General features: G+C 58.8%; 24 protein-coding genes and 1 pseudogene. 12 read left to right on the forward strand and 13 right to left on the reverse strand.

What is annotated here, in order from left to right; genetic code table 11:
- Positions 1-2: 2 nt before the first annotated feature.
- The gene (locus ACZCWR_RS20895; protein WP_487303535.1) at positions 3-239 is read right to left on the reverse strand and encodes a hypothetical protein; all 237 of its coding nucleotides are present in this window, start codon (positions 237-239) and stop codon (positions 3-5) included.
- A gap of 123 nt (positions 240-362) precedes the next feature.
- On the opposite strand from ACZCWR_RS20895, the gene ACZCWR_RS20900 reads away from it, so the two are divergent.
- Both ACZCWR_RS20900 and pqqA read left to right on the forward strand, forming a co-directional pair.
- Positions 363-596 carry a DUF2795 domain-containing protein gene (locus ACZCWR_RS20900; RefSeq protein ID WP_487303536.1) on the forward strand — a complete coding sequence of 78 codons (234 nt, stop codon included), beginning with the start codon at positions 363-365 and terminating at the stop codon, positions 594-596.
- A 236-nt stretch (positions 597-832) separates the two neighbouring features.
- Positions 833-907 (forward strand): pyrroloquinoline quinone precursor peptide PqqA, encoded by a 75-nt coding sequence (pqqA, locus tag ACZCWR_RS20905; RefSeq protein ID WP_008353049.1) that lies wholly within the window; start codon positions 833-835, stop codon positions 905-907.
- A gap of 67 nt (positions 908-974) precedes the next feature.
- Here the strand turns inward: pqqA and ACZCWR_RS20910 are convergent, their stop codons facing one another.
- From ACZCWR_RS20910 to ehuR, 9 genes are all read right to left on the reverse strand, one after another.
- Positions 975-1,292: a hypothetical protein gene (locus ACZCWR_RS20910; RefSeq protein WP_487303537.1), complete on the reverse strand. Its 318-nt coding sequence runs from the start codon at positions 1,290-1,292 to the stop codon at positions 975-977.
- Between the two features lie 60 nt (positions 1,293-1,352).
- The gene (locus ACZCWR_RS20915; protein ID WP_487303538.1) at positions 1,353-2,768 is read right to left on the reverse strand and encodes an aminotransferase; all 1,416 of its coding nucleotides are present in this window, start codon (positions 2,766-2,768) and stop codon (positions 1,353-1,355) included.
- Positions 2,769-2,807: 39 nt separating this feature from the next.
- Positions 2,808-4,286 carry an NAD-dependent succinate-semialdehyde dehydrogenase gene (locus ACZCWR_RS20920; protein ID WP_487303539.1) on the reverse strand — a complete coding sequence of 493 codons (1,479 nt, stop codon included), beginning with the start codon at positions 4,284-4,286 and terminating at the stop codon, positions 2,808-2,810.
- A gap of 154 nt (positions 4,287-4,440) precedes the next feature.
- Positions 4,441-4,920 (reverse strand): Lrp/AsnC family transcriptional regulator, encoded by a 480-nt coding sequence (locus ACZCWR_RS20925; protein ID WP_487303540.1) that lies wholly within the window; start codon positions 4,918-4,920, stop codon positions 4,441-4,443.
- Positions 4,921-5,961, reverse strand: a complete 1,041-nt coding sequence (doeB, locus tag ACZCWR_RS20930) for a N(2)-acetyl-L-2,4-diaminobutanoate deacetylase DoeB (RefSeq protein ID WP_487303541.1) — start codon at positions 5,959-5,961, stop codon at positions 4,921-4,923. It abuts the gene before it with no gap.
- 4 nt (positions 5,962-5,965) lie between these two features.
- A complete protein-coding gene (gene doeA, locus ACZCWR_RS20935; RefSeq protein WP_487303542.1) occupies positions 5,966-7,198 on the reverse strand; it encodes an ectoine hydrolase DoeA in 1,233 nt (410 codons plus the stop codon).
- Positions 7,195-8,196 (reverse strand): cyclodeaminase, encoded by a 1,002-nt coding sequence (locus ACZCWR_RS20940; protein ID WP_487303543.1) that lies wholly within the window; start codon positions 8,194-8,196, stop codon positions 7,195-7,197. The genes doeA and ACZCWR_RS20940 overlap by 4 nt, the downstream gene beginning before the upstream one ends.
- 4 nt (positions 8,197-8,200) lie before the next feature.
- Positions 8,201-9,160 carry a hydroxyectoine utilization dehydratase EutB gene (eutB, locus tag ACZCWR_RS20945; RefSeq protein WP_487304761.1) on the reverse strand — a complete coding sequence of 320 codons (960 nt, stop codon included), beginning with the start codon at positions 9,158-9,160 and terminating at the stop codon, positions 8,201-8,203.
- A 106-nt stretch (positions 9,161-9,266) separates the two neighbouring features.
- Positions 9,267-10,664: a MocR-like ectoine utilization transcription factor EhuR gene (gene ehuR, locus ACZCWR_RS20950; protein ID WP_487303544.1), complete on the reverse strand. Its 1,398-nt coding sequence runs from the start codon at positions 10,662-10,664 to the stop codon at positions 9,267-9,269.
- A gap of 245 nt (positions 10,665-10,909) precedes the next feature.
- Here ehuR and ehuB point away from each other — a divergent pair, with 245 nt between their 5' ends.
- The 7 genes and pseudogenes from ehuB to ACZCWR_RS20985 all read left to right on the forward strand — a co-directional run bounded on the left by ehuB (position 10,910) and on the right by ACZCWR_RS20985 (position 16,204).
- Positions 10,910-11,737 (forward strand): ectoine/hydroxyectoine ABC transporter substrate-binding protein EhuB, encoded by an 828-nt coding sequence (gene ehuB, locus ACZCWR_RS20955; RefSeq protein WP_487303545.1) that lies wholly within the window; start codon positions 10,910-10,912, stop codon positions 11,735-11,737.
- Positions 11,738-11,777: 40 nt separating this feature from the next.
- A complete protein-coding gene (gene ehuC / locus ACZCWR_RS20960; RefSeq protein ID WP_487303546.1) occupies positions 11,778-12,461 on the forward strand; it encodes an ectoine/hydroxyectoine ABC transporter permease subunit EhuC in 684 nt (227 codons plus the stop codon).
- Positions 12,458-13,126: an ectoine/hydroxyectoine ABC transporter permease subunit EhuD gene (gene ehuD, locus ACZCWR_RS20965; RefSeq protein ID WP_487303547.1), complete on the forward strand. Its 669-nt coding sequence runs from the start codon at positions 12,458-12,460 to the stop codon at positions 13,124-13,126. Before ehuC ends, ehuD begins: the two co-directional genes overlap by 4 nt.
- 73 nt (positions 13,127-13,199) lie before the next feature.
- A complete protein-coding gene (ehuA, locus tag ACZCWR_RS20970; protein WP_487303548.1) occupies positions 13,200-14,024 on the forward strand; it encodes an ectoine/hydroxyectoine ABC transporter ATP-binding protein EhuA in 825 nt (274 codons plus the stop codon).
- Positions 14,025-14,086: 62 nt separating this feature from the next.
- Positions 14,087-15,643: an FAD-dependent oxidoreductase gene (locus ACZCWR_RS20975; protein ID WP_487303549.1), complete on the forward strand. Its 1,557-nt coding sequence runs from the start codon at positions 14,087-14,089 to the stop codon at positions 15,641-15,643.
- Positions 15,644-15,670: 27 nt separating this feature from the next.
- Positions 15,671-15,808 (forward strand): annotated as a pseudogene (locus ACZCWR_RS20980) (uracil-DNA glycosylase); the annotation flags it as partial.
- 12 nt (positions 15,809-15,820) lie between these two features.
- The gene (locus tag ACZCWR_RS20985) at positions 15,821-16,204 is read left to right on the forward strand and encodes a DUF3175 domain-containing protein (RefSeq protein WP_487303550.1); all 384 of its coding nucleotides are present in this window, start codon (positions 15,821-15,823) and stop codon (positions 16,202-16,204) included.
- 65 nt (positions 16,205-16,269) lie between these two features.
- On the opposite strand, the gene ACZCWR_RS20990 is transcribed toward ACZCWR_RS20985, so the two are convergent.
- Positions 16,270-16,455 (reverse strand): hypothetical protein, encoded by a 186-nt coding sequence (locus ACZCWR_RS20990; protein ID WP_487303551.1) that lies wholly within the window; start codon positions 16,453-16,455, stop codon positions 16,270-16,272.
- Between the two features lie 254 nt (positions 16,456-16,709).
- On the opposite strand from ACZCWR_RS20990, the gene ACZCWR_RS20995 reads away from it, so the two are divergent.
- Both ACZCWR_RS20995 and ACZCWR_RS21000 read left to right on the forward strand, forming a co-directional pair.
- The gene (locus ACZCWR_RS20995; protein ID WP_487303552.1) at positions 16,710-18,002 is read left to right on the forward strand and encodes a PQQ-dependent sugar dehydrogenase; all 1,293 of its coding nucleotides are present in this window, start codon (positions 16,710-16,712) and stop codon (positions 18,000-18,002) included.
- Positions 18,003-18,488 carry a hypothetical protein gene (locus tag ACZCWR_RS21000; protein ID WP_487303553.1) on the forward strand — a complete coding sequence of 162 codons (486 nt, stop codon included), beginning with the start codon at positions 18,003-18,005 and terminating at the stop codon, positions 18,486-18,488.
- Position 18,489: 1 nt separating this feature from the next.
- On the opposite strand, the gene ACZCWR_RS21005 is transcribed toward ACZCWR_RS21000, so the two are convergent.
- Entirely contained in the window at positions 18,490-20,718 is a 2,229-nt protein-coding gene (locus tag ACZCWR_RS21005; protein WP_487303554.1) for a hybrid sensor histidine kinase/response regulator, read from the reverse strand.
- Positions 20,719-20,925: 207 nt separating this feature from the next.
- On the opposite strand from ACZCWR_RS21005, the gene ACZCWR_RS21010 reads away from it, so the two are divergent.
- On the forward strand, positions 20,926-21,567 hold the full coding sequence (locus ACZCWR_RS21010; RefSeq protein ID WP_487303555.1) for a phosphoribosyltransferase: 642 nt from the start codon (positions 20,926-20,928) through the stop codon (positions 21,565-21,567).
- On the opposite strand, the gene mdeB is transcribed toward ACZCWR_RS21010, so the two are convergent.
- A complete protein-coding gene (gene mdeB / locus ACZCWR_RS21015) occupies positions 21,564-24,266 on the reverse strand; it encodes an alpha-ketoglutarate dehydrogenase (protein WP_487303556.1) in 2,703 nt (900 codons plus the stop codon). The two genes, ACZCWR_RS21010 and mdeB, sit on opposite strands and share 4 nt — an antisense overlap.
- Positions 24,267-24,405: the final 139 nt, after the last annotated feature.

Below are 24,405 nucleotides of genomic sequence, written 5' to 3' on the forward strand. Positions count from 1 at the left end.
GATCAAGGCATTCCGCCAAGCGACGGCGAGATGATGCTGCCGGGCTTCAGGTCCGCTTCGGTTTCCGCTTGCACGGCAGCGCGCGTCGATACCGGCGCATGATTCGTGACACACGTCGCGGGTGTGTCCGTTGCAAGGCATTGCTGGAATGCATCGGCGCTGGCCTTTGCATCGAAGGTATAGATGGTATCGCCTGCTTTCACTTCGGTATCGGAAATGCGATCTGCGGTATAGGTCATTTTGATCTCGCTCAATAACTTGTCTTGACTTGACCCGAGCATCAAGCGCGCCCGCAATGAGTTTAAGTTGGGTACAGTGGTTGCTGCCCTTAAGAATGTTGACCTGTTTCGAAGGAGGCGCATATGTCCCAACACCCCGCGCGTTCGCAGAATTACCGTCATCCTGATGAACCCAGTCTGGAAGAAATCGCCGCCGCGCTCGCGGGCGCGGAATTTCCAATGGGTAGGGAGAAAGTGCTTGCGCTGGCGTTAAGCAATGGCGCTAATGGCGAAATCATGGCGGTGCTCAATCGCATGGGTAACCATCATTTCGACAGCACGGACGGAATCTTGCGGGAAGTCAATCGCGTCGAATAGGGTTATCCCTTGCCTGAACTAACAAACCTAATGCATCGCCTGACAATTCGAAGGCATTTTATAAGGCCGCTATAAATAAATTAAATGGACCATGAGGTAATTTCTAATCGTGCTGCGTTGCGGGACGCGGTAGGATTAAAAAGCGTCGCTTTGGTGCGCGGGTCCACGGCGCTTTTGCAAGAGATTCGCGCAACGGTCCGACATCCGTCTGGCCAGGTTTTGCACAAGGAGGCTCTATGAAGTGGGAAACCCCTAGCTTTACCGACATGCGCTTTGGCTTTGAAATCACGATGTATATCGCCACGCGCTAATCCAGCATGTCAAAGCGGCCACTCATCGAGTGGCCGCTTTGTTTTTCACGCCAAGAATGGATCGGCCTTAATCCTTGCGAATGGATGACGTATGTTCCTTGTCCGCCACTTGCTCGGGTGCGTCCTGTGACTCCATTCCGCCCTTGCCCGATGGCTCGGGGCGGTCGCCCGAACCATACGGCACTTCCGCCGTCTGATGCGGCTGTTGATCCAGCCGTCTGTTTTCCGGCTCTATTTCCGCCGCATTAGGCTGACGCACCCCTTGCTTCGGATCGCCGCCGGTGGGCGCGCCAGGGCCTGGCATGTTGCCTTGTGAACCGCCGCCGCTTGCGCCGCTGCCAGCGTCGCCCAGCGGCTTATCAGTACTCTTGAGTTCGTCTGTCATTGTCCGTCTCCCATGTAAAACGTGTGGAGACTTATGAGCAACCCGCATTCCACTTCTTTCTCAACTCGCTGCGGCGGCTCCGATCACGCCATTCGCGACTTCGTCCACGGCTTGCCTGACAATGCCGACGATCTCATCCACTTCTGCTCGTGTCGTGACCAGCGGCGGCGCGAAACCAAGTATGTCTCCGTGCGGCATGGCGCGCGCGATCACGCCCCGCTCCAAAGCCGCCGCCGATACTTTAGGGCCTATTTTCAGCGCGGCATCGAAGGGCGTGCGCTGTTCCTTCTCGGCCATGAATTCAAGCGCTGCGAGCATGCCCACACCGCGCACCTCGCCCACTAAAGGATGCGTATCGAATGCGGCATGCAGTGCTTGCTGAAGGTATGCGCCCACATCCGCCGCATTCTGCGCGAGGTTTTCTCGTTCGAGAATGTCGAGATTGGCCAGCGCCGCCGCTGCGCAGATCGGATGCCCCGAGTAAGTCCAGCCATGTCCCATCGGCCCGAATTCCTGCGAGCCCTTTTCGATCACATCCCACACCTTCTCGCCGACGATCACGCCCGAGAGCGGCGCATAAGCGCTCGTCAAACCCTTGGCGACGGTAATGAGATCCGGTTCGATGCCGTAGTGCTGCGCGCCCATCCTTGAGCCGAGCCGGCCGAATCCGCACACGACTTCATCTGTAATCAGGAGGATGTCGTGCTTCCTCAATACTTGCTGGATTGCTGCCCAGTAGCCCTGTGGCGGCGCAATGATGCCGCCCGTGCCCATCACCGGTTCAGCGATGAAAGCCGCGATGGTATCCGCACCTTCCCTTGCAATCAGCTTCTCGAGCTCATCCACGCAGTACGCGGTGAATCGCGCTTCGTCCATCCCGGCCGGCGCCTTGCGATACCAATGCGGGCAAACCGTGTGCTTGATACGATCGACCGGCAAATCGAAATTCTGATGAAAGCTCGGCAAGCCGGTCAGACTGCCGGTGACGATGCCCGATCCGTGATATCCGCGTTTGCGCGAAATGATCTTCTTTTTGTTCGGACGCCCTAATATATTGTTGTAGTACCAGACGATCTTGATCTGCGTTTCGTTGGCATCGGACCCGGACATGCCGTAGTACACCTTCTTCATGCCCGTGGGCGACCAATCGATAATGCGCGACGACAATTCGATGACCGCATCCGTCGAATGCCCGACATAGGTGTGATAGTAGGCGAGCTTCTTCGCTTGCTCATAGATGGCCTCGGCCACTTCCGTGCGTCCATAGCCAATGTTCACGCAATACAGCCCGGCGAAGGCATCTATATAGCTTTTCCCCTGATGATCCTGAATGCGGATGCCCTTCGCGCCCGTGACGATCTTGCCGGGCAACGCGCCGCTGGCATGATCGTGTGCATGCGTGGACGGATGCATGAAATGCGCGCGGTCTTCAACGAACAAGTGTTCGAGCAATTGAGATTGATTCGATCGATTCATGTCCTTCTCCTTGATGCGTTTCTTTAAGGATGATTGGTCTCAGGCCGCGCTCGAAAGCGGCAGGCCCAGATTGCCGAGGCAAAAGTATTTCGTTTCGACAAAAGGTTCGAAGCCTTCGACGCCGCCTTCGCGTCCGAGGCCCGACGCTTTCATGCCCCCGAAGGGAACCGGCGCGCCCGTGAACTTGACGCCATTCACCGAAACCATTGCAAAGTCCAGCCGCCGCACGAGTTGGAAGATCGTGTCGATGCGCGTGGCGCAGACATAAGCGGCAAGCCCGTATTCCGTATCGTTCGCGCGCTCGACCGCTTCATCCAGCGTGTCGAATGGCGAGATGGCGGCAATCGGTGCGAAGTTCTCCTCGTCGTAAATGCGCATGCCGGACTGCGTATCCGCGATCACGGTCGGTTCGAAAAACCAGCCGCCCAACGCGTGCGCTCGGCCACCTTGAACGATACGTGCGCCTTTTGCCTTTGCATCCGCCACGCGGGCCAGCGTGGCGTCGAATGCGGCCTGATGCATGAGCGGACCGATATCGACATTCGCTTCGAAAGCCGCACCGACTTTCAACGCCTTGACGGCAGCGCCAAAGCGTTCGAGGAATGGCTCGTAGAGCGCACGCGCAACCAGAATGCGATTGGCTGCACAGCAATCCTGTCCCGAGGTCTGAAACTTCGCGCCCACGGCCACGCGAACCGCCAGTTCGAGATCCGCATCCTCGGTGACGATGAACGGTGCATTGCCGCCCAGTTCAAGCGCGAGCTTCTTGATACCCGCATCTGCCGCGGTCTTTGCAACGAGCTTGCCTACGCGTGTCGAGCCGGTAAAGCTCACTGCACGCACGCGCGGTTCGCTCACCAAGGTTTCCATCGCCATGTGCGGTTCGCAAAGCACGACGTTGAATACGCCGTCTGGAAAGCCTGCTTCTTCCGCTAGCTGGGCCAGCGCGATGGCCGAGAACGGCGTTTCATGCGCGGGCTTGACCACGACGGTGCAGCCTGCCGCAATGGCGGCGGCCGCCTTGCGTGTAATCATCGCTACCGGAAAATTCCATGGCGTGATAAGCGCCGCGACGCCCACCGGTTCCATGACCGTGCCGAGATGAGCGCCTTCGATATGCGTCGGAATGGTTCGACCTGCGAAGCGTCTGGCTTCGTTCGCAAACCATTCGACGAAACTCGCTGCATAAGCAATTTCCCCTTTCGACTCGCTAAGCGGCTTACCTTGTTCGAGAGACACAATGCCCGCTAAATCCGCCTGATGTCGCATGATGAGTTCGTGCCAACGCAGCAGCACTGCGCTGCGTGTGTGCTGAGGCACCCAGCGCCACGACTGGAACGCGCGATCGGCGGCATCGACCGCGCTCACGATTTGCGCGCGCTCGAGCATGGGCACGTGCCCGATGACTTCCTGATCGGCCGGATTGGTCACCGCGACCGACGCTGCGCTATGGCTATGAATCCAGCGTCCATTCACATAGCAAAGCGACTTGAAAAGAACAGGATGACCAAGCAGCATGTTTGCATCTCCCGATATAAAGCGATTTGTTCGATGCAATTACTCTAAGCCACCTGCATGCTCTGAATTTTTTGTTGTGGCTTGCCGCGCTGAGTGATTTTTCTGTTTTAGCGCGTTAATGCCGGGGTTTTTTTGGCTAACGAAAATGTCGCGCCTAAAGGCCTTCTTCCGCCCAGTTCGGCGGCTCGTCGATATTCTTGACGACCTTGGTCACGATATAGGTGAAGTATCGTTCGATGCCGAGTTCCTCCACCAGCAAGGAATCGATGAAGCGCTGATAGTGATCGATGTCGCGCGAAAGGACGTGCAGCACGTAATCCACGCCACCTCCCGTCGCATAGCACTGCGTGATTTCAGGTGCGGCGGCCACGCGGTCCTCGAAGCGCCGCATGTCCTGCGCGGTATGACGCGACAAACTCACCTCAACCACGATACGACTGCCCTTGAACGCCGCAGTCCAATCGATCTCCGCGCGATAGCCTTTCACCAGCCCGAGTTCTTCGAGCTTCCTCACGCGCTCCCACGCGGGCGAGATCGATAAATTCACTTCTTCAGCCAGGCGCGATTTCGTAATGCGGCCGTCCCGCGCGAGTATGCGCAGAATAGCGAGATCGTAGCGATCGATCTTGGCCAATCAGATCACCACCGGTATATCGCGCTCGACGACCTCGGCGATGACCGCCACCGTATCGCCCGGCTGCACGAGCCCTGAAAAATGCCGTGCCGCCAAAAGCCCCGCGCGTCTCGCGCGATATTCCACGGGCGCCGCGCCCGTGCGCACGACATCGTGAACGCGCGCGATCACATCGCCTGCCTGCACACTATCGCCGAGATCGCGGCACATTTCGAGCAGGCCCTCATGCTCGCTCGTCGTATAGCAATCGCTGCCGGGCATGTCGAGCAGCGTGGTGGTTTGCGTCTTGCCATTTGAAACATTCGAAGCATCCGAAGACGGCTTTTCGATGATGCCTGCATGCGCGAGAAAGCCACTCACGCCGCGTTCCGCTATGGCGACGCTCCTTGCAGTCGAAGATCCTCCTCCACCGAGCTCGGTCGATACGAATACCTTGCCTGCTTCTTCTGCCGCGCTGTCATAAAGCCCGACGCTATCGAGTTCCAGCATGCGCATGGAATACGGCGCCCCGAATGCGCGCATGGCCGCTTCGCAACGGGCCTGTTGGGTGGCGTCGTTCAAGACATGAATCGCGGCGAAGGGAAGAAAGTCCAGCGTGCGTCCGCCCGCATGAATGTCGAGCACATAATCGGACAGCGGCAGGAGATGACGCTGGAAGTAATCCGCGATCTTTTCCGTGACGGTGCCATCCGACTTGCCGGGAAAGCTGCGGTTGAGGTTACCGGAATCGATTGGCGATGTGCGCGAAGCCGCCTTGAAGGCCGGGTAATTCATGAATGGCACGACGATCACGCGCCCGTTCACGGCACCGCTTTTGAGCGTCGAGGCGAGCTTCGATAAAGCGATCGGCCCTTCATATTCATCGCCGTGATTGCCGCCCGTGAGCAAGGCCGTGGGTCCGTCGCCGCGCTTGATGACGGTGATCGGAATCATCACCGCGCCCCATGCCGATTCGTTGCGCGAATGCGGCAGTTTGAGGAAACCGTGTTGCTCGCCATCGGCGTCGAAGTCCACGGTGGGGCTGATCGGTGACGCGCGCATCGTGCTACTCCTTCACGAACAGTTTGCGGGGCGTGGTGCAGAACGTTTCGACGCCCGTCTCGGTGATAAGGATGCTTTCCGTGATTTCAAGGCCCCAGTCGTCGAGCCACAGGCCCGGCATGAAATGAAACGTCATGCCGGGTTCGAGGACTGTCTTGTCTCCCGGACGCAGACTCATGGTGCGTTCGCCCCAATCCGGCGGATAACTCGCGCCGATCGGATAGCCGCAACGGCTGTCCTTCTCGATGCCCGATTTGCGCAGTACCCCGAAGAAAGCGTTGGCGATATCTTCGGTCTTGTTGCCCGGCTTTGCTGCCGCAAGCCCTGCTTCGATTCCTTCGATGACGGCCTTTTCCGCATCGATGAAATGTCGTGGCGGCTTGCCGAGATAGACCGTGCGCGATTGCGGGCAGTGATAGCGCCTGAAGCATCCCGCGATCTCGAAGAACGTGCCCGCGTTCGCGGTGAAAGTCGCATCGTCCCACGTAAGATGCGGCGCGGCGGCATCGGAACCGGTTGGCAAGAGCGGCACGATGGCCGGATAGTCGCCGCCATGTCCTTCGATCCCGGTCACGCCCGCTTCATAGATATGCGCGACGAGATCGCATTTCCGCATGCCGGGCTCGACATGCTCCAAAATTCGCGCATGCATTTTCTCGACGATGCGTGCAGCCACCCGCATGTATTCGATCTCGCGCGGCGATTTGATCGCACGCTGCCAGTTGACGAGCGCGGTGGCATCGACGAATTTCACGTGCGGCAGATGCTCGGCGAGCGACGCGTAGGCTTTCGCGCTGAAGTAGTAATTGTCCATCTCCACGCCGATGCGCATGCGGTCCCAGCCACGCGCCGCGATAACCTCGACCGATAGAAAGTCCATCGGATGACGCACCTGAGACTGCACATAATGATCTGGATACCCAACTATGTTGTCGTGCGCCATGAACGCCGTGCGTTTCGCGCCGTTGGCATCCTGACCGCGACCGAACCAGACCGGCTCGCCGTCCATCGCGAGCAGCACGCATTGATGCACGTAGAAGGACCAGCCATCGTAGCCCGTCAGCCAGTTCATGTTGGTCGGATCGGTCACGATCAAAAGATCGATGCCCGCTTTCGCCATCGCGCGCCGTGTCTTTGCAATGCGCGCATCGTATTCGCCCCGCTCGAACGACAGACGCGGCACGATCGGATTGCCTTCACCTTGTTGCTTCATTTCCAACATCGTCTCCTCTTTCATGCGGTCGCGTCGTTGTGAAATACAAATCCTGCATGCGCCTGTCTCGCGCGCGTCAGAGCCAGTGTCGCGATGGCGGTATCCTGCGCGCCAGTGCCGGTCAGATCGCATAGCGTGATGTCGTCATCGCTCGTGCGGCCCGGCCTTTGTCGCGCGATGACTTGTCCGAGTTCGGCAAACGATGCATCGGCCTTCACCACGCCAGCCGCTATAGCATGATGCAATTCGCCGAGCGTGCGCGTCTGCTGCATGCGGTCGCAGACATAGCGCGCCACCTCGAATACGTCGGGCGCGATCTCGTTCTTGTGCTCGGCGTCCGAACCCATCGCAGTGATATGCAGACCCGGATGCAGATCGGATGCATGAATCAAGGGCTCACGACTCGGCGTCGTGGTGATGGCGATATCGGCTCCCTTAATGGCATCGCGCACGTTGCTCGCCACGTTGCATGGAAGGTCTTCGGTTGCTTCGCATTCTTGAGCAAATCGTCTGGCACGGTCGCTGTCGCGCGCCCATAGGGTCACGTGCTCGATATGGCGCACGCGGCGCAATGCCTTGAGTTGCAGACGCGCCTGCTCTCCCGCGCCGATCAACGCCACCCGTTTGGCATCCTCACGGGCAAGCCAGCGCGCGGCGACCGCGCCCGCCGCCGCCGTGCGCACCGCCGTGAGATAACCGTTGTCCAGCAATACCGCTTCGGTCAGCCCGGTACGCGCGCAAAGCACGAGCATCAAGCCATTCAGGCTGGGAAGTCCGTGCGACGGATTGTTGAAGAAGCCCGGGCTTATTTTGATCGCAAAACTGGAAAACCCCGGCAAATAAGCGGTTTTCACGTCGACTTCGCCTGCATGCTCAGGAATGTCCAGACGCAGGATCGGCGGCATGGCAACCGCTTCCGTGGCCAGCGAACGGAACGCGGCTTCCACTTGCGCGATGGCATCGCTATCGAGCGGCACGAGCTCACGCAATTCCCTGAGTCCCAACAACACGGTCGATGACATGAGTTCAGGCTCCGACAATGCGGCGATGCGCATCGATATCGATATTGCAACCGCTGACCACGATCACGACCGGGCCCGCGGAACGAATGGCGCCATCGAGTAAAGCCGCCATGCCGACCGCCGCGGCGCCTTCCACCACGAGCCGCTCCTCTCGATACGCGTGGACAATGCCGCGCGCAATGGATGCCTCATCGAGCAACACGAGGTCATCGATCAGATCGCGCGTCATGTGGAAGGTGTACTGATTATTCAATCCAATGCCGCCGCCCAGAGAATCGGCAAGCGTTTCGATTTCATCGGTCAATACCGGTTTGCCTTCTGCAAGGCTCGCATGCATGGCCGCGCCGCGCGCCATGGAAACGCCGATCATCTTCATGCCCGGCTCGATGCTCTTAGCCGCGAAGGCAATTCCGCTAAAGAGACCGCCGCCCGACAAGGGCACGACGAGCGTCGCGGCATCGGGCAAGGCCTCCATGATTTCAAGGCCAATGGTGGCCTGTCCCGCGATCACGCGCGCATCGTCGAACGGCGGGACATAGACGTAGCCTTCTTCGCGGACCAGTCTTTGCGCTTCGATCTGCGCGTCGTCCTGACTCTTTCCTTTAATGACGATGCGCGCACCGAGTGCCGCCACGGCATCGACCTTGTTTCGCGGCACGAGCGAGGACATGCACACCGCAGCTTCGACGTTGAGCGCGCTCGCCGCATGCGCCACGGCGCGTCCATGATTGCCCGTCGATGCGGTCGCCACACGCGTGCAGCCTTTTTCAGCGAGCAGCGCGAGTGCGTTGACCGCGCCGCGCAACTTGAAACTGCCTGTGGGTTGAAGCGTTTCGAGCTTGAGATGGACCGGTACGCCTGCCGCTTTCGTCAAGGCCATCGATTGCACGAGCGGCGTGACGAGCGCGCGCCCTGCGATGCGCTGGCGTGCGCGATAAACATCGGCGAGCGTGATGACGGGCATGAGGACAGACATAAGCGCCGGCAGTGTCGAGTGACGATGCGCCTTAGTCTAATGTTCTAAAAATCGATATTGAATTGTCCTAGTTCATTTGCTCGCGGCCTTGGATTCAATTGAAGTCATGCACGTGCGGATACTGGCCGAATACTTCGCGCATGGTCGCAATGGCCGCGCGGAACGTGCCCTCACCCACTTCGGCGCCCACGCACAAGCGCACGGCATTGGGTCTTATCGCGCCACGCACGAGAAAGGGATCGGGCGACGTGACAGCGATATTGCGATTGCGCAATTCGCGCGTGATGCGCTCCGCTTCCCATTCGTCCGGAACGCGCAGCCATGCCGACAATGCGTTCGGATGGCTGCCCAGCACATATTCGCCGAGCAGTTCGCGCACCACACTCTGACGCATTGCCAGCCGTTCACGTTGAATCTGCACGAGACGTTGCGCGGTGCCATCCATGATCCAGCGCGCGGTCACTTCCGCGATTGGCGATGTGGCCATCCAGCAACTCACACGCAGCACGCTTTCCGCGCGCAAGGCAAGCCGGCGCGGCACTGTCATGAAGCCCGTGCGAAGGCCGCTCAGCACCGATTTGGTCATGCTGGTGCAATAGAACGCGAGTTCGGGAATCAGACTCGATATGGGCGTCTGCGCGCGGGCGGGGAGCGCACCGTAGACATCGTCCTCGATCACATAGACGCCATAGCGCTCGGCAATGCGTGCAATGGCGCGACGCCGTGAATCCGGCATCAGCGCGACCGTCGGATTGTTGAGCGTCGGCGTGCATACCAGTGCGCTGACACGCTCGCTATCGCACATCTCCTCGAAATGTTCGGGACGTATGCCGTATTCGTCGATCTCCAGACCTTTGAGCGTGAAGCCGAGCACGTTCGCGGAACCGATCACGCCATGATCCGTGAGGCTTTCGCACAGCACGGTATCGCCCGGACCGACGATGGAGGCCAGCGCCAGGAAGATGCTGTGCGCGACGCCATTCGTGACGAGCAGCGTGTCCACGCTTGCGGGCATGTTGAGCGTGGCGAGCCAGTCGACACCCGCCTGACGGTGACTATCGAAACCGGCAATGGGCCTGAAGGCGCGAATCCATGGCTGATCCTCGATGGTCGAGAGCGTGGCGCAGATGCGCCGCCACATCACGTCGTGCTCCGGCGTATGCACGATTCGCGCAATCGAGAAATCGATCACCGAGCGCTCTGCCGTGTCGAGCATGTAACTGGACATGGTTTCCGTCACGCGCGCCGCGACGAAGCTGCCGCGCCCTACTTCGCAACGAATCAGGCCTTGGCGTTCAAGTTCCTTGTAAGCATTAGTCACCGTTTGCACGCTGATTTCGAGTTCGGTGGCGACATCGCGCTGAGGCGGCAGGCGCGCACCCGACGCCAGCGCGCCGCTTTCTATATCGGCGGCCATGACCTTGACGAGCCGTTTGTATTTCGACCGTATGCCCTGAACCGTGCGCACCGCGTCGCGCCATCTTTCGTTCAATGACTTCCCCTTTTATCGCGTTCTGCCCGATGGTCGCCCAATTCGGTGCATGAAAATAATTGTCCTAGAGCAATCGGAACAAAAATTATGGCTCTGTATTCTGCGCTCGTGGAAGCAGGAGCGCCGAATGAATGCCCTGTGGTCAGGCATTTGTCGCATTCCCGGCCGTGCTGCTATTCGATAAACGCACCGATCACCTACGAAGCGAGAAACGTATGAAGACAAAACGGGCTTTTGGAACGCTCATGACGGCATGCCTCGCGGCAGCGGTGGCATTCTGCGCAATCGGCACGAACGCAAGGGCGGAAACCACGCTGCAACGCATTCAGCGCACAGGCGAAGTGCGCATTGGCTATGCCAACGAGACACCTTTCGCCTATACGACGCCCGACGGCACCGTGACCGGCGAATCGCCGGAGATCGCCAAGAAAGTCTTTGCAAAGTTAGGTGTGAAGAAGGTCGATGCAGTGCTGACAGAATGGGGCGCACTCATTCCCGGCCTCAAGGCGGGCCGCTTCGATGTGATCGCCGCAGGCATGTACATCACGCCCGAGCGCTGCAAGCAAGTCGCCTTCGCCGACCCGCAATATCAGATTCCCGACACGCTGCTGACGATGAAGGACAATCCCAGGAACCTGCATAGTTATGCGGATGTCGCGAAGCAACCCGACACGAAACTGGCCGTCATGGCGGGCACCGCCGAGCTCGGCTATGCGCGCGCCGCGGGCATCAAGGACGATCAGATCCTGCAAGTACCGGACACGACCGCGCAATTACAGGCGGTGCGCGCGCGCCGCGCCGACGCCGCCGTGGGCACCGCGCTCACCATGAAGGGTCTTGCCGGCAAGGGTGGTCCGCAAGTGGAAGCCATTGATAAGTTCAACGACGATCCCAAGCACACGGGCTATGGCGCGCTTGCATTCCGTTCCGAAGATACGGATTTGCGCGATGCCGTGAACAAAGAACTCCACGCATGGCTCGGCACCGAAGACCATATCAAGACTGTCGGACCGTTTGGTTTCGACAAATCGAATCTAACGGACAAGAAAGCGCCGGAATTGTGTAACGGCTAGGCATTTTCTTTAAGCATTCATCTCTTAGCGAGTGACTGTCATGAGCGATCTGCATGAGCTTTTGCCTCTCATGTTCAAGGGCACGCTTGTCACGATAGAGATTGCCTCATTCAGCATCGTGCTGGCGATCCTCATGGCGAGCCTGGCGACCGCTTTGCGCGCGGCACCATTCCTTCTCGTGCGCTGGTTCGGCAACGCTTACGTGGAGATTTTTCGCGGCACCTCGCTGCTCGTGCAATTGTTCTGGCTGTTCTTCGTATTGCCATTGCCGCCCTTCAATCTGCAATTGACGCCGTTCACGGTTGCCATCGTCGGACTCGGGTTGCATTACGGCGCTTACGGCTCGGAAATCCTGCGTGGTGCGCTGCGCTCGGTGCCCGGCGGCCAGTACGAAGCCGCCCTCGCCCTGAACATGCCGGCATGGGCGCGTTTGCGACGCATCGTGCTGCCACAAGCCATGATCAATGCATTGCCGCCGGCGACCAACCTGATGATCGAATTGCTCAAGGGCACTTCGCTCGTCTCGCTCATCACGTTGTCCGATCTTACTTTTCGCGCGCGCCAACTCGACGAGGCGACCTTCAAGACCGCTGAGATTTTCGCGCTGACCCTGCTGTTTTATTTCGTTCTCGCACAGATCATCGTGAGCGTGATGCGTTATTTCGAGCGACGTGTAAGCGGTCATGTCGCCGTGCGTCGCACTTTGCCGAGGGCTGCATCATGAGTTCCGCAGGCCAGTTATTCGATGTCAGATACGCATTGCAAATCCTGCCTGAACTCGCGCATGCGGCCATCTATACGATTGGCATCACACTGATTGGGTTTGCCATCGCGCTGATCTTAGGGCTCGTCCTTGCGATTTTACGACGCAGCGACTTCGCCCCTGTCGCCAGGAGCACTGGATTTTTTATCGAATTCATTCGCAGCACGCCGCTTCTCATACAGGTCTACGTGCTGTTTTATGTCGCGCCGCTTTACGGCCTGACCATGTCGGCGCTGACCGCGGGTACTATCGGTATCGCGGTGCATTATGCGTGTTATGTGTCCGAGGTGTACCGCGCGGGACTGAACGGCGTCGCACGCGGTCAATGGGAAGCGTCCAGCGCGTTGTCGCTTTCGCCATGGCGCACTTACACCGGCGTGATTCTGCCGCAAGCGATTCGTCCGGTGATTCCCGCGCTCGGCAATTATCTGGTCGCGATGTTCAAGGACACGCCCGTGCTCTCCGCGATCACCGTCGTCGAATTAATGCAGCAGGCAAAAAATATTGGTTCGGAGACCTTCCGGTATCTGGAACCGATCACGATGACGGGCGTGTTCTTCCTCATTATCAGCGTGACCTTCGCTTCGGGCGTGCGGCATCTCGAACGACGCGTGAGGCTGCCGTGAAAGGCGCGAATCACGTGGCAAATCATTCCACCCCGGCGGATGGCGCATAGACATGCAACTCACGGAGCAGCAGATGAAACGAGACCTCGATCCCGTGCTCGGCGCCACCGCCGAAGCACGAGCCGATATGCCCATCGTGCGCTTTCGCAACGTCACCAAGCGGTACGGCGCGCTGACCGTGCTGGACGGACTCGACCTCGATATTGCCCGCAACGAGAAAGTTGCGATCATCGGGCCAAGTGGGTCTGGCAAGTCCACGCTGCTGCGCGTGCTCATGACGCTGGACCCGTTGAGCGATGGCGTCATCGAAGTGGATGGCGAAGCGCTGACGCACGAACTACATGGCGGCAAACTCGTGCCGGCGTCGCCGCGCCATGTTCGGCGGGTGCGCGGCAAGATCGGCATGGTGTTTCAGAGCTTCAATCTTTTCCCGCATATGACGGCACTTGCAAATGTGATCGAAGCGCCGACGAGCGTGTTGGGTCTCTCCAGAAAAGAAGCGAACGAACGCGCGCGAGAACTTTTGTCGATGGTGGGATTGGCAGAAAAATGCAATCACTATCCTTCGCAATTGTCCGGCGGACAACAGCAGCGCGTGGCCATTGCGCGCGCACTCGCCATGCGCCCCAAGATCATGCTGTTCGACGAAGTGACTTCCGCGCTCGATCCTGAACTCTGTGGCGAGGTATTGACCGTGATTCGCCGCCTGGGCGAGGAGCACAATCTGACCATGCTGATGGTGACGCATCAAATGGGTTTCGCACGGGAATTCGCAGACCGTGTCTGCTTTTTCTCGGAGGGAAAGATCATCGAGCAAGCGCCGCCACAACAACTGTTCACTGCGCCGCAACATGAACGCACGCGTCAGTTCCTTAGAGCGGTGACCGACGCGCTTTGAGTTTCGGCCCATAAATTGCTCTCCGCTTGTGCCTAGCATGTGCCAGGCATTGGAGAGCCGCGATGTCCCCTGATATGCAAAAAGCCGCGCGTCTGGACGATCTGTCCATCGAACGCGGCGTGCGCGTTTGCCTTAAAGAAGGCGATAAGGAAATTCCTGTCCTGCTCGTGCGTGACGGCGGCACGGCCCATGCCTATACCGCCGATTGTCCGCACGCAGGCGCACCGCTTGAAGAAGGCGCAATCTGCAACGGGCGGATCGTTTGTCCTTGGCATAAGGGCACTTTCGAGCTCAAGGACGGTAGCCTCGTTGAGCCGCCAGCGCTCAAAGGCCTCATGCGTTATCCCGTGACCATCGAGAATGGCGATGTATTCGTATCTTTGCAGCCTGAAGAATCGCCCGCGCCCACCGCCGTTCAATCCGATAAAACAATGCTGATCGCAGGCGCGGGCGCGGCGGGCGCCGCTGCATGCGCGGCATTGAGAGAAGCGGGATTCAGCGGCCGAATCGTATTGGCCGGGCACGACGCTCCCATGCCCTACGATCGCACTGCACTCAGTAAGTTTGTGATAGCGGGCGACATGGCCGTCGATGAAGTTCCGCCTTTGCTCAACGCCGGCTTTCTTGAAGAGCACAACATCGAACGCATCGAATCCAATGTCATGCAACTCGATGTCACCAACAAGCACGCCGAATTCATTAACGATGCAAGCGTGGAATATGATGAAGCGCTGATCTGCACGGGCGGCATTCCCAAGCCGCTGACCATGCCCGGTGCGAATCTCGCCCATATTCATTTGTTGCGTCAGCGTGACGATGCACGCGCCATTCTCGACACCCTGAACTCTTTGCGTGAAGGTGCGCGAGCCGTGATCGTCGGCGCGAGTTTCATCGGGCTCGAAGTGGCTTCATGCCTGAGAAAGCGCAAGCTGGACGTATCCGTTGTAGCGCCGGGAAGAGTACCGTTTGAAAAGCAGTTCGGCGCGCGTCTGGGCAGCATGTTCAAAACACTCCACGAGCAAAACGGCGTGACATTTCATATGAATGCGCAGGTCAGTGCGTTTCGTGGCGGCAATGCAGTACGCGAAGTCGTGCTTGATTCGGGCGAGCGCCTTCTGGCCGATATCGTCATTGCGGGCACAGGCGTTCAGCCTGCAACAGCATTCCTTGATGGCGTCGCATTGGATAAAGACGGCGGCGTGCCAGTAGATTCAGCCATGCGCGCAGCACCGAATCTCTATGCGGCAGGCGATGTCGCGCGCTTTCCGCTGCCGCGCGCGGACGAATCGCCACGCATAGAACATTGGCGAGTCGCGCAACAGCAGGCGCGCATTGCCGCTTTCAACATGGCGGGTTTCGACCGCGCTTATGAAGGCGTTCCGTATTTCTGGACCTTTCATTACGACAAGACCTTCGAATATCTCGGTCACGCGAGCGAAATGGATCAGGTGGAAATAGACGGCGATCTCGACCAGCAAGCGTTTATCGCCTATTTGCTCAAGGATGGCAAAGTGCGTGGCGTGGTGGCATGTGAACATCAAACGGCAACGTGCAGGCTCGCGGAAGCCATGCGCAAAACATTGACGCTGGAGCAGGCGCGCCACATTGCGGGTGAATGAATCATGGCGACGACACAAGAGCCCGGCGATGGCCGTACCGTTGTCGCGACTTATCACCCTTCGTATGTACTGCGTGCGCCCGACCCCGAAACGCGCGATTCGGCCTACCGTGCAATCGTCGACGCCTTGCGGGAAGCATATCGGTTGGTCGAGCGTCAGCCCTGACAAGGAATCCTCATGACTGCAAGCTCAAGGACCAGCAAGGCTCGCAAGCCACACAAAGGGAAAAGCGGCAGCACGCGCCAGAAGCACGCACTGGCTAGTCGTCGTAAAAAATCTTCGGGTACGTCGAAGCGTTGGTCGCATCACGTCATGGAAACGAGCGACGCAATGGATATTGAAAACGATATCTTCAAGACGGGTAGCGCGGACGAAATAGCGCAGTCTCTCAAGCATTCTTCTACACAGAGCACTCGCCGCAAAGCCTCGCCGTTTCAATCGGCCATGTCGATGCTGAATTTCTATATCAACCGGGCTGGAAAGAATTTGCCAAAGTCGCGGCGCAGCGCGTTGGAACAGGCCAAGAAGCGGCTTAGGGAAGCGTTCGGCCGTAAGCCTTGAGTCATCGCGCAAGATGCGCGGACTAATAAGAAAAGCCCGCGCATCGCTACGAGACTCAAACGTTATCAGGGCTGACGTTGTCCGCCTTTATGCTCCGGCTGAGATTGATTCTGCTGCCGTTGACCTGACTGCTGATCCTGCTGCGGTTGCCCCGGTGACCGCTCCTGCTGCCCGGGCTGCCTTTGGGTTTGATTCTGATTCTTCTGGTCCGGCGTTTGTTGACTGCCCGGTTGATTTTGATTTCCGCTCATGCTGCCTCCTGTTTGAGCCGTCATGCCGCCGTGGCGGCAGACGAGCCTTGCTACAAAAGAAACGACATGCGGTTGGAGCCGCGATCTATTCTTAGCATCAGTCGTACCAAAGCGCCAAAGCCTTGAATCGATGCGGCTTGAAAAAGATGCTGACTGAAATACACGATTTGTAGGAGTGACCAGGGAATGCCAATTGCTATTATTTGAAATCAATGCCTAGCATGGGGCACCGTTTGAACTCAAAGCAAATCGCAATGTTGCTGGTGGCGCCGCTCCTGGCGCTTAGCGCAGTGACAAAGGCACAAGATTACGCGCCCGGCTTCGGCCCCGATCCGTCGCTTCCCGCGCCGCACCATTCGCTCTTGCCCACGGTCAACATCGCACCTGCCAAGCCGTGGGCGGAAGGACAGCAGCCAATATCGCCCGCAGGCTTCTTTGTCACGGCGTTCGCCGCCGGACTCGATCATCCGCGCTGGATCACGACCTTGCCAAACGGCGACGTACTGGTGGCGGAGAGCAACGCGCCCGCGCAGCACGATGAAAACGCCGGCATAAAAGGCATGGTGATGAAGAAAGTGCAGAAGCGTGCAGGTGCATCCGTGCCCAGTCCTGACCGCATTATTTTGTTGCGCGATGCAAACGGCGACGGCATCGCGGAAACGCGCACGGTCTTCATCGACAAGCTGCATTCGCCATTCGGCATGGCGCTCGTAGGCGACGATCTCTATATCGCCGATACCGATGCCATCCTGCGCTTCAAGTATCGAAGCGGCGACACGCAAATCACCGGGCCCGGCGAAAAGTTCATGGATTTGCCGGCCGGGCCGATCAATCATCACTGGACCAAGAATCTCATTGCCAGCCCGGACGGAACGAAACTCTATGTGACGATCGGCTCCAACAGCAATGCGGCGGAAAATGGCATCGACGCTGAGAATGGGCGCGCCGCCATCATGGAAGTGGATATTGCATCGAAACAAGCACGCTTGTTTGCCACGGGTTTGCGCAATCCCAATGGCATGTCATGGCAACCTCAAAGCGGTGAGCTTTGGACCGTGGTGAATGAGCGCGATGAACTGGGAAACGATCTCGTGCCCGACTACATGACATCGGTCAAGGACGGTGCATTCTATGGCTGGCCCTATAGCTATTACGGCCAGCACGTGGACGAACGCGTCAAGCCGCAGCGCGACGATCTCGTTCAATCCGCCATTGCGCCGGACTATGCGTTGGGCGGACACACGGCATCGCTGGGATTGACCTTTTACGATGCCCGCGCTTTTCCGCAACACTATTGGAATGGTGCGTTCATTGGCCAGCATGGTTCGTGGAACCGAAAGCCGCGAAGCGGTTATAAGGTCGTGTTCGTGCCGTTTGTCGATGGCAAACCTTCAGGACCGCCCGAAGATATTTTGACCGGTTTTCTCTCGGCCGATGGCCATGCACTCGGCCGGCCTGTTGGCGTGGCCGTGGATCATCACGGCGCGCTGCTCGTCGCCGACGATGTAGGCAACGCGATCTGGCGCGTGGCGCCCGCCGCCAAATAAATGGCTGCACGCAAACCCAACGCGCAAGCACGGCCGCCTTCGCTTTTCGCGCTCGCGGAAAAACAGCTTGTCGGGCTCTACGATGCAGGGGTGCTCTCGCCTGCCGTGCTGCATCATGTGGTTGCCGCTTATGCGGATAGCGGCATCGACTGGAGCGAGGCCGGCAGCTTGCGCACCGTCGATAAGCGCACCGTGCAGGAAGTGGTGGTGCTCATCATGATGCCGGGTCGCGCCTTGCGTTCGGCTCAAAAAGATTTTATTTCGGTGGTCGAACATCTCGCGGGCAAGAATGCTCCTGTTCAGGATGGCGAAGCATCTGATCGAACATCTGACGAAGCCGAAGACGAAGACGAAGACGACGATGCCTTGCTCACGCAACTCGGCGGCGGCAAGAAACGCGCGCCTGTCAAGCGAGCCGCGCAACGTGAGACGAAGCCTGCGGGCTTCAATCCACTGCTCGGTGCGCGTGCGGTCGCCAAACGATGATTCAATGCGGCACGCCCGGTGCAAGCAATTCCAGAAGATCGTCCATGTTGAAGGGCTTGGCCAGTATCGGCACGTGCAGATGCGTCGCGCGCTCCAGTTCATCGGCATAACCGGTCATCAACACGAGTTTTTGCGAAGGCAGCCGCCGCGTGATTTCTTCGGCCAGATCGATTCCACTCATGCGACCGGGCATCTGCACGTCGGATAGCACCAGGTCGAAGCTATAGCCTTCTCCCAGCAGCGCGAACGCTGCATCCGCGCTGATCTCGTGATGCACCGTGCAGCCGAATACTTCGAGCACGGCGTTGATGCCCGCCGCGACGTCCGCATTGTCTTCCACCAGCAATACAGTCAAGCCGCGCAGCGGATGTTCGTCGTCGGCATGCTCGGTCACGCGTTCGCGCGCGGGCCGGGCCGTGCCTGCCTCGGCGACGACAGGCGCGGGCGGCGAAGGCGGCGGCGGCGCCGGGTCGGCACAGACCTGACCGTGATGACGAGGCAGATAAAGACGTACCGTGGTGCCCGCGCCCGGCACGCTCGTGATGCGTGCGGTGCCGCCAGCCTGATCGCATGCCGACATGACCTGCGCAAGTCCGAGTCCCGTTCCCGCGCCGCGCTCCTTCGTGGTGAACAACGGTTCGAACGCACGTCTGCGCACGGACTCGTTCATGCCCTCGCCGTTATCGGTGATGGAGATAAGCACGTATTCGCCATCGGGTATATCGGTTTCATTGCCCCGCACGCGCGCGTTCTGACAGCGAATGACGATGCGCCCGCCATGCGGCATGGCCTCCTGCGCATTCACGGCGACGTTGACGACCGCCAGTTCGAGTTCCACCGGATCGGCCATCACGCGCCATACATCGGGTGACATTTCAACTGTTACGGACACCGATGGATGCAGCGCGCCCTTCACGATCTCCAGCACGCTCTTGAGCCACGCGGCGGGATCGATCACGCCCTGCTTGAGCGGATGCTTGCGCGTGACGCTCATCAACCGTCGCGCGAGCGATTCCGCGCCCGCCGTCGCGCGCTCGACGGCAAGCACCTCGTTCTCGACATCGTTGAATTGCTTGCGGCGCGCGAGCTCCATGTTCGAGCCGACGACCATCAGGAGATTGTTGAAGTCATGCGCGACGTTGGCGACCAGATTGCCGAGCGCACCCATGCGCCGCAATTGCCGGCTCGACGCCTCGATCGACAGGCGCGTGGCGACCTCCGCCTGCCAGCGCTCCCAGGCGGCCTGCTCCGCGCCCAGACGGCGAATGGAGAAAGCAATCAACAGCCAGACCGCGAAACACGGCAAAGCCGCGATCGCCGCGACCAGCATGAGATTCTCGCGCCAGTGCGTCATGACAACGGATGTGGCATAACCCGTCGCCACATAAAGCGGATAATCGCCGACGCGACGATAAGCCACGAGCCGTTCGACATGATCGATGGATGACACCAAGTCCATGTGACCGTAAAGCTCGTTGTTGCGGAAGGCATCGGTAAAAGGCGTATTGCTCGAGGTCTGCATGCCATCGGGGCTTGCCGGATAGCGCACCAGAATGCCGCCGTCTCGCCTGTATAGGCCAATGATGATCGCTTTGTCGCCTGCGGCAAGCTCGCGATAAAAGTCCGTGAAGTAATCGCGCTTGAGCGCAATCGACACGACCCCGAAAAATTGACCGCCATGACTGATGCGGCCCATCGTAGTGGTAAAAACATCCGCTTGCGAAACCTTGCCGCGCAATGGCAAGGAGAAATACGTCACGGGTGCGACCGCCTTGGCGGAAAGAAAATCGTCGCGGCCCGCAATTGATACGGACGGCGCGGGATAGTAACGGCTGCTCGTCAATAGCGTGCCATTTGCACCAAACACGGAAATGGCGGCAATTTGCGCAAGCGTGCCGCTCATGTCGTCAAGCGTGCGATGCAGCGCTTCCTGGCGGCCCGCTATGGCGGCATCGTCACTTTCGCCAAGCATATCGACGATGCGTGCTTCCAGTTGCTGATTCAGGTCCAATACCTTGAGCGCGTGTTCGTTGGCAACGCGCGTCAGACGTTCGGTCAGATCCTCAGCTTCGGCGTGGCGGCGTTCGTAGTCGTAATAACCATAAATGGCGAGACAGGCGATAGGAATAACGACCGATGCGGCAAGCACGAATAAAAGCACGCGCCGCGTCAACGCGAAATTGCGCGTAGGCAAAGGGAGATCGAATGTCGCGGTCTCTGTGGAGTTCAAGCGGCCCGCCTCCGAGGAATTCGACTGACATATCGTAACCGGGGAATGCACATTGGCATAGCGGGGATAACGACGCTTCTCGCCGCTTGCCTTTTTTAAAAACTCAAAAAACTTAAGCGCAATCGACGCGCCAAACTGTTAAGCATGATCGTTCGGTTTTCTCGCGAGTATGCTAAGCGTGCATGCACCGATTATGCAAACTCATTCATGCTTTCGACGTTTTCAAACCGGCGCGACGCCGGCCGCGTGCTCGCTGCTCATCTCACCGTTTATTCCGGACGGCAGGACGTCAGCGTGCTTGCGCTGCCGCGCGGCGGCGTGCCCGTGGCGTATGAAGTGGCGCTGGCGCTTCATGCGCCACTCGACGTGCTGATCGTGCGCAAGCTCGGCGTGCCTGCACAGCCGGAACTGGCCATGGGCGCAATCGCATCCGGCAATACGTGTTTTATCGACGAACGTATCGTCAATCATGCGAGCGTGTCGAAGGATGCGCTGAACGTCGTCATCGAACATGAACGCGCGGAACTTGCGCGGCGCGAACGGCTTTATCGCGGCACGGGTGCGCCGCTCGACGTGAACGGTCGCGTGGCCATTGTGATCGATGACGGCATGGCGACGGGCGCCACCATGAAGGCGGCTGCTTTGTCATTGCGTCGTCTGAATCCTGCGCGCATTGTCGCGGCGCTGCCGCTTGCGCCGATCCATGCGGAATCGCAAATCAAAGGACTCGTGGATGAATTCGTTTGCGCGATACGTCCACTCAATTTTTTCGGTGTCGGACAGTTTTATATGGACTTCGAACAAACGAGCGACGACGAAGTGCTATCGTTGCTGACGGCCGCGCGCTAGCGCGTCCAGGGCGCGTCCTGCTGCTGCGTTGCATACTTCGCGCGCGCGGCGTTCAGCACGGCGCGCTCGATCGCACCTTCATCCACCAGCGCCTTGAGCGCCGCGACGACGATTGCCACGCGATCCACCTCGAAGAATGCACGCAATGCCTGTCGCGTGTCGCTGCGCCCGAAGCCATCGGTGCCGAGCGTGACGTAACGATGCGGCACATAAGCACGAATCAGTTCGGGCACGGCACGCACGTAATCGCTTGCCGCAATGACGGGGCCGCGCGATGAAGCAAGCGCCCGAGTGACGAACGCATCTGGCGCGACATCGTCCACGCGCGAAAGACGCTCGCTGGCCGCGCCATCCCGATGTAATTCCGTATAGCTCGTCACGCTCCACACAGCGGCATCGATATTCCATTCATCCTTAAGCATGGCGCGCGCGGCAATGGCTTCGTTCAGAATCGCGCCGGAGCCGAACAATTGAACTCGCGCGGTTTCCGAATCGCCCTGAATCCGGTGTATACCGCGCAGAATGCCTTCGCGTGTCGCTGCATCCAATGCGTGATCCGGCGCGGACGGTTGCGCGTAATTCTCGTTGGTGACGGTCATGTAGTAAAACACGTCATGCTGACGCACGAGCATTTCCTGCATGCCTTCATCGACAATGGCGGCGACTTCATAAGCGAAAGCGGGATCATAAGCGCGGCAATTCGGAATAGTCGATGCCGCGAGATGACTCGTGCCATCCTGATGCTGCAAGCCCTCGCCGCCAAGCGTCGTGCGTCCCGCTGTCGCACCGATGAGAAAGCCGCGCGAACGTTGATCCGCCGCCGCGAAGATCAGGTCTCCGATACGCTGGAAGCCGAACATCGAATAATAGATATAGAACGGCAGCATCGGCAAGTCGTGCACGCTATAGGACGTCGCGGCGGCAATCCATGAAGAAATCGCGCCTGCTTCCGATATGCCTTCTTCGAGAATCTGCCCGGTGGTGTCTTCGCGGTAATAGAGCATCGAACCCATGTCCTCAGGTTCGTAGAGCTGGCCGAGCGGTGAATAGATACCCACTTGCCTGAAGAGATTAGCCATGCCGAACGTTCGCGCTTCGTCTGCGACCACGGGCACGACGCGCTTGCCGATTTCAGCGTCCTTGAGCAAGCTGCCGAGCATGCGCACGAACGCCATGGTCGTGGACATTTCCTTACCCGATGCTTCGAGCGCGAATTGCCCCCAGCTTTTCATCGAAGGCGGTTTGAGCGCGTGTGACGCATGCGCGCGGCGGCGCGGCAGATAGCCGCCCAAAGCCTTGCGCCTTTCGTGCAAATAGCGCATTTCAGGCGTGTTATCGGCAGGCTTATAAAACTTCACCTGTTCGACATCCTCATCCGACAGCGGCAAGCGGAAGCGATCACGAAAGGCCTTGAGATCATCCAGATCGAGCTTCTTTTGCTGATGCGTCGTCATGCGGCCCTGCCCTGACGTGCCCATGCCAAAACCTTTCATGGTCTTGGCGAGAATGACAGTAGGCTGGTCCTTGTGCGCGAGCGCCCTGGCGTAAGCGGCATGCAGCTTCTTGACATCGTGGCCGCCGCGACGCAAGCGGTCGATATCTTCATCCGAGAGATGCGAGGCAAGCGCGGCCAGTTCGGGATTCTGACCAAAGAAACGTTCGCGGTTATAGCGTCCGTCGTTAGCGGAAAAGGTCTGAAACTGACCATCGACGGTATGCGCGAAGGCGCGCAATAAAGCACCGGTTCGATCGCGAGCAAACAGCGCATCCCAATCCGAACCCCACAGCACTTTAATGACATTCCATCCCGCGCCCGTGAATTGCGCTTCGAGTTCATCGACAATGCGGCCATTGCTTCGCACCGGCCCGTCGAGCCGCTGCAAGTTGCAGTTGATGACGAACACCAGATTGTCGAGTTGCTCACGTGCCGCAAGCGACAACGCGCCAATCGATTCCGGCTCGTCCATTTCGCCGTCGCCGAAGAAGCCCCACACTTTACGGCCCGCGGTCTGCAACAAGCCGCGATTCTGCAAATAGCGCATGAAACGCGCTTGATAAATCGAGTTGATCGGACCAATGCCCATCGAGCCCGTCGGAAACTGCCAGAAGTCCGGCATGAGCCACGGATGCGGATACGAACACAGACCCGGCCCGGCTATTTCGCGCCGATAGTGCCGCAAGTGGGCTTCATCGAGAAAGCCTTCAAGAAAGGCGCGCGCATACACACCAGGCGAAGAATGCGGCTGGAAATAGACGAGATCGCCGCCGTGCGTGTCATCGGCTGCGCGAAAGAAATGATTGAAGCCGACTTCAAAGAGATCCGCTGCCGAGGCATAGCTGGCGATATGTCCGCCCAGTTCGCCATAAGCGCGATTGGCGCGCACGACCATGGCCAACGCATTCCAGCGCAATACCGCCGCCAGCTTTTCTTCGATATCCAGATTGCCGGGATAAGGCGGCTGAAGCGTCACGGGAATGGTATTGGCATAAGGCGTTGCTCGCGCGCGCGCCGATTCCACGCCGACCGACAAGGCATGTTCGGCAAGCCGGTCGAACAAATATTGCGCGCGCTCCTTGCCAACGTGCGCGACGACCGCATCCAATGCTTCGATCCATTCGGCAGTTTCGGCGGGGTCGATATCCTCGCGTCCTTTGGCAAGAGAGAGAATATGTTGCGTCCCGCTCGACAGGTCGGTCATGGCGCGGCTCCAAGTATTTTTCATGGGCAATGATGTTCAGCATATCCGTTGACCGACAGAATATGCGTCTCTTTTGGCTGGCGTTAAGCCGTTCTTTAGTGTATTTATTCTTCTAAAACGCCAATAAGAGGAGTCGTTT

This window comes from Caballeronia sp. A2-2, from assembly GCF_057612605.2.